4 protein-coding genes are annotated in these 6,000 nt (G+C 53.5%); 3 read left to right on the top strand and 1 reads right to left on the bottom strand.

All coding sequences use genetic code 11. The features are described 5' to 3' along the window. The first annotated feature begins 797 nt into the window (after positions 1-797). Both RT120_RS09390 and RT120_RS09395 read left to right on the top strand, forming a co-directional pair. Positions 798-1,526 carry a response regulator transcription factor gene (locus tag RT120_RS09390; RefSeq protein ID WP_312982066.1) on the top strand — a complete coding sequence of 243 codons (729 nt, stop codon included), beginning with the start codon at positions 798-800 and terminating at the stop codon, positions 1,524-1,526. Continuing rightward, entirely contained in the window at positions 1,519-2,994 is a 1,476-nt protein-coding gene (locus RT120_RS09395; protein WP_312982068.1) for an ATP-binding protein, read from the top strand. The genes RT120_RS09390 and RT120_RS09395 overlap by 8 nt, the downstream gene beginning before the upstream one ends. 2 nt (positions 2,995-2,996) lie before the next feature. Here the strand turns inward: RT120_RS09395 and RT120_RS09400 are convergent, their stop codons facing one another. Beyond that, positions 2,997-4,187 carry an NAD(P)/FAD-dependent oxidoreductase gene (locus RT120_RS09400; RefSeq protein WP_312982070.1) on the bottom strand — a complete coding sequence of 397 codons (1,191 nt, stop codon included), beginning with the start codon at positions 4,185-4,187 and terminating at the stop codon, positions 2,997-2,999. Positions 4,188-4,414: 227 nt separating this feature from the next. Between RT120_RS09400 and pitA the strand changes: the two genes are divergently transcribed. Next, positions 4,415-5,911, top strand: a complete 1,497-nt coding sequence (gene pitA, locus RT120_RS09405; protein ID WP_312982071.1) for an inorganic phosphate transporter PitA — start codon at positions 4,415-4,417, stop codon at positions 5,909-5,911. The last annotated feature ends 89 nt before the right edge of the window (positions 5,912-6,000 follow it).

Raw genomic sequence — 6,000 nt, forward strand, 5'->3', positions numbered from 1 at the left:
AATCCACTGATTTGGCGATCATTGTTAGGGATATTAAAATTATTGAGTGCGTCCTTTTCAGCCGCTTGCGCCTGATGAACAGCACTGAGTTGAGCTTTATAATTACGTTGCGCCGCATCCTGGAATGATTGCGCACCTGCTAAATTCGCTACCGCATCATTAAATGCCGTGCTTTTATCGGCAGCGTTCACACTTCCGCATGAAAGCGCAATAAATATTGAAAGAGGAATGATATAATTCTTCTTAAACATAATAATAACCTTTGTAGTAACGAGCTTAACAACCTCTCCCAAATCGGGAGAGGACTTTTTTAAAAAGTAAAAATAAGAAAATATATTTTACTCAACTTGATGAAAATTGAAACACTGATTCATTTCTTATGGAGCATTATTCTGAATTAAGTTGTAACACCCGGCATAACGATCCGATACGCCTCTGCAAAGCCCATCATTTCGCTTAACCACGTAGAATTATCAACATTTTATAAAGTCGGCATTTATGGCGATTTTGTTTACCTCGCGTTAATCTTCTCGCGTTTAATTAATTCTATGTTGTTTTAGCTAACAACTACTATTTATTGAAATAACGCAAAGGCTTTCTCTTATTAACATTCGTTTTATTTGCACACTAATAATCCATATAGAAATATATACCTCTTGTTATCTCTTCACTATTCAGCGGGATAATATCCTCTTTACCCTTAACGATTATTTACGCTGAAAATAAACAAAATGTGATAACTCGCCCGTGGCTTACTGTGTATGCTTTTCGAGAGTGAAGGCGTACAGGAGCGAACAATGGATAAAGCAAAGCGCATTCTGCTGATAGAAGATGATGAAGATATCGCGCAGTTGCTCCAGTTGAATTTACGCGACGAGGGCTACCTGATTACCCATGAAAGCCACGGCGGGCGCGCCCTTGAGCGGCTCGAGCAGCACGCATGGGATGTGGTGATCCTCGATCTGATGTTACCGGAGGTGGACGGGCTGGAGATTTGCCGCCGCATCCGCATGATGACGCGTTACCTGCCCGTCATTATTATCAGCGCGCGGACCAGCGAAATGCACCGGGTATCGGGCCTGGAAATGGGGGCCGATGACTACCTGGCAAAACCTTTTTCCGTACTGGAACTGGTGGCGCGGGTCAAAGCGCTGTTGCGTCGCCAGGAAGCGATGGCGATGAATTTGCGGCTTGATGCCGGTACGCTCTCCTTACATGGATTAATCATCGACCCGCTGGCACGCGCCGTAAACCTACACGGCAAAGGTATTGAATTAACGCCGCGCGAATTCGATCTGCTGTATTTCCTGGCCCGTCATCCCGGCACGGTGTTTTCGAGACTGAATTTACTTGAGCAGGTGTGGGGATATCAGCACGACGGCTACGAGCATACGGTTAATACCCATATTAACCGGCTACGCATCAAAATCGAACGCGATCCTTCCGAACCCGAATACATTCTTACCGTGTGGGGCAAAGGGTATAAATTTACCACCGCCGGCCCGCAGGGAAGTGACGATGCGTAACCTCAGCCTCAGCCAGCGCCTGACGCTGATTTTCACCACGCTATTATTGCTGTGCGCCATGATGATTTGCTGGATGCAGTTACGCAGCAATACCCAGTATGGCAACACCATGGTGCAGCAGCTCTCTGCTAATTTAGCCAGCCAAATCGTTGCCCGCGAAAAACTGATGGATGATCGGGGCGAGATTAACCGTGAGGGTCTGAAAGGGCTATTCGACCGGTTAATGACGCTGAATCCCAGCGTGGAACTCTACTTACTTTCTACCGACGGGCAGCTAGTCGCCGATGCCGCTCCTGCTGGTCACATTAAACGCCAGTCGGTTGATATAAAACCGTTACACGCGTTTATCGACGGACAGGATTTGCCGCTTTACGGTGACGATCCGCGCAGCAGCGATCGAAAAAAAGTCTTTAGCGTCGCACCCATTCAGCACAACGGGCGTACCGTCGGCTATTTATACATCATCTTGCAGGGCGAAAAACTCAACAGCCTGGCGCAGCAAGCCTGGAACCACACGCTGTGGCAGGTCATCGTATGGACAATCATTCTGGTCACGGCGCTGGGGCTACTGGCGGGTACGCTGGTGTACCTGTGGGTAACGCGCCCGGTGCGCCAACTGACTCAATTGGTGCGCACGCTGGAACAGGACTCCATCAGCGCCATAAAAGCTATCGCGAAACTCGACCCGCAGCGGGAACAGGGCAACGAGCTTATCCTGCTGCGCAATACATTCATTGAACTGTCGCGCCAGATTTCCAGCCAGTGGGACCAGTTGGCGAACAGTGATAGCCAGCGGCGCGAGTTTATCGCCAATATCTCCCATGACTTACGCACCCCGCTCACCTCTTTATTGGGTTATCTGGAAACACTGTCCCTGAAAGCCGGATCGCTGACTGAAGACGAAGCCCGTACCTGGTTACAAATTGCGCTGCGCCAGGGCAACAAAGTGCGCCGCCTTTCCCAACAGCTTTTCGAACTGGCGCGGCTGGAGCATGGCGGCATTAAACCGCAACTGGAGCCGTTCTCGGCAGCAGAGCTGGCGCAGGATGTGATGCAAAAATTCGAGCTGATGGCCCAGACGCGCCAGATAACGCTGCGCCTCGATGTGCCGCCTAAGCTGCCCACCGTTAACGCCGATGTTTCGATGATTGAGCGCGTCTTCACGAACCTGCTGGATAACGCGCTGCGGCATACGCCAGCGGGCGGCGAAGTCACGCTTCGTTTATGGAATGCCCGCGACCAGATAGTCGTGGAAGTAGAGGACAACGGCGAAGGCGTTCCCGAACCCTTACAGGCGCAGCTGTTTGTCCGGCCTTCAGCACTGAGCAGCGAACAGTCCCGCCAGGATCGCGGCGGCCTGGGTCTGATGATTGTCCACCGGATGCTTCAGCTCCATCGCTGCGATATCCAGCTAACCGATAAAACGCCCGGTGCCTGCTTTCGGTTTTCGCTGCCTCTGGCGGGGTAGCGCTACTCGCTTAACGCCTGGGCGCAGGCCCATGCCGACGCCCAGGCCCACTGGAAGTTATAGCCGCCGAGCCAGCCGGTGACATCTACCACTTCGCCGATGAAATAGAGCCCCGGCACATCGCGAGCTTCCAGGGTACGTGACGACAGCGCGTGGGTATCCACTCCGCCCAGGGTCACTTCGGCGGTGCGATAGCCTTCGGTGCCGTTCGGCTGCACCTGCCAGGCGGTGAGGAGTTCGACTAAGGCGTCCTGCTGGCGTGCATTGAGCTGCTTCAGCGTACAGTCGGGGATTTGCTCCATCTGCTGGAGAATTTCAATCAGCCGCTTCGGTAGCTGCATCGCCAGGGTGTTTTTCAGGCTTTGGTTCGGATGGGCATTGCGCTGCTCATCAAGAAACCCATTCAAATCGCCATCAGGCAGCAGATTAATCGTGACCTTTTCACCCGGCTGCCAGTAGCTGGAAATTTGCAGAATAGCCGGACCGGAAAGCCCGCGATGGGTGAACAGCACGTTTTCGCGAAACACGGTGCCATCCTGCGCACTGACGACAGACGGCACGGAGACGCCGGACAGTACCTGTAGCACCTCCAGCAGCGGTTTATGTAGGGTAAACGGCACCAGCCCGGCGCGGGTCGGCAATACCTTCAGGCCGAACTGTTCCGCCACTTTATAGCCAAACGGCGACGCGCCCAGTCCCGGCATGGAGAGCCCGCCGCTGGCAATAACCAGTTTCGGCGTCTGCACGCTGTTGCCGTTGAGCGCCAGCGTGTAGCCCTGCTCGTCGCGCTCGATGCTCAGCACTTCGCTGCGCAGGCGCATTGTAACGTTGCCCTTCTCGCACTCCGCCACCAGCATATCGACGATCTGCTGCGCAGAGTCGTCGCAAAACAGCTGACCGAGGGTTTTCTCATGCCAGGCGATACCGTGTTTACCCACCAGATCGATAAAATCCCACTGGGTATAACGCGCCAGGGCGGATTTGCAGAAATGGGGGTTGGCGCTCAGGTAAGCCGCAGGTTCGACATACAGATTGGTGAAGTTGCAGCGCCCGCCACCGGACATCAGGATCTTACGGCCCGGCTTTTTACCGTTGTCGATAAGCAACACCCGTAACCCCGCCTGCCCGGCCTGAGCCGCGCAAAATAAACCCGCCGCGCCTGCGCCGACAATCACTGCATCAAACTGTTCCACACCCTGCTCCCCTGATAGTGAGGCTGCGAATTGTAAAGTTTCTTAGCTGGTCGCACCAGCGATAAGCCCCTGCAAGAATGCAGCCAATTGTTTTATAAAGGGTAAATCTTTTCAATTGATGACGTTAAGCGACGTAGTATCAAAAAAAGTCTATATTTCACTTTGCCCCTGCCGCGAAAGTCCCTGATAATGCGGCGCGTTCATGTCCTCAAGATGGCGTAACGTCTATGCTACATTTATTTGCCGGCCTGGATCTTCATACCGGTCTTTTGCTTTTGCTTGCTCTGGGCTTTGTCCTGTTTTATGAAGCCATTAACGGCTTTCATGACACAGCGAACGCAGTTGCAACCGTAATCTATACGCGAGCGATGCGTTCGCAACTGGCTGTTGTCATGGCAGCGGTGTTTAACTTCCTCGGCGTACTGCTGGGCGGGTTAAGCGTAGCCTATGCCATTGTTCATATGCTTCCCACCGATCTGTTGCTTAATGTAGGTTCCGCACATGGCCTGGCCATGGTGTTCTCTATGTTGCTGGCGGCGATCATCTGGAACCTCGGCACCTGGTATTTGGGTCTGCCGGCATCCAGCTCCCACACCCTGATTGGCGCGATTATCGGTATTGGTTTAACCAACGCCCTGATGACCGGCACATCCGTTGTGGACGCGTTAAACATCCCGAAAGTGATCAACATTTTCGGTTCCCTGATTATTTCTCCTATCGTCGGTCTGGTGTTCGCAGGCGGCCTGGTGTTTTTGCTGCGTCGCTACTGGAGCGGCACTAAAAAACGCGCCCGTATCCACCTGACGCCTGCCGAGCGTGAGAAAAAAGACGGCAAGAAAAAACCCCCGTTCTGGACCCGTATCGCGCTGATCCTCTCAGCCATTGGCGTGAGCTTCTCTCACGGCGCTAACGACGGCCAGAAAGGCATCGGCTTGATCATGCTGGTACTGATTGGCGTGGCCCCGGCGGGATTCGTGGTAAACATGAATGCCTCTGGCTACGACATCACCCGCACCCGTGATGCCATCAACCACGTTGAAAGCTATTTCCAGCAGCACGGCGACGCGATCAAGCACGTGATTGATATGAATCCCGTCATCCCGACGCCGGAAGAGGTGAAAAGCCAACCGCAGGAATTCCACTGTGACGCCAACCGCGCCATGCTGGCCCTGCAACGTGCTAAAACCATGCTGACCGGCCTTGAGAGCTACGACAAGCTGAGCATTGACGAGCGCAGCCACATGCGCCGTATGCTGCTGTGTATCTCTGATACCGCAGATAAAGTGGCTGGCCTGCCGGAAACCTCTAAAGATGACAAACGTTACCTGAAAGAGCTCAAAGCCGACCTGCTCTACACTATCGAATACGCACCGGTGTGGATCATTATGGCGGTGGCGCTGGCATTGGGTATCGGCACCATGATTGGCTGGCGTCGCGTTGCCACCACCATCGGTGAAAAAATCGGTAAGAAAGGCATGACTTACGCTCAGGGGATGTCGGCGCAGATGACTGCGGCGATTTCTATCGGGGTGGCGAGTTATACCGGTATGCCGGTGTCCACGACGCACGTGCTGTCGTCGTCCGTAGCCGGGACCATGCTGGTTGACGGTGGCGGATTGCAGAGCCGTACGGTGAAAAGCATTCTGATGGCCTGGGTCTTCACCCTGCCGGCCTCAATTGCGCTCTCCGGCGTGCTGTACTGGATTTCGTTGCATTTTATCTGACGGCGAAGCCGTTAAAAAAAGAGCGGGCATTGCCCTGAGGGATCCCCACAAACTCAGCGCTAATAAACCAGCACCATATTCTGATAGGT

The sequence above is a fragment of the Atlantibacter sp. genome (genome assembly GCF_032062175.1).
GTDB lineage: Bacteria > Pseudomonadota > Gammaproteobacteria > Enterobacterales > Enterobacteriaceae > Atlantibacter.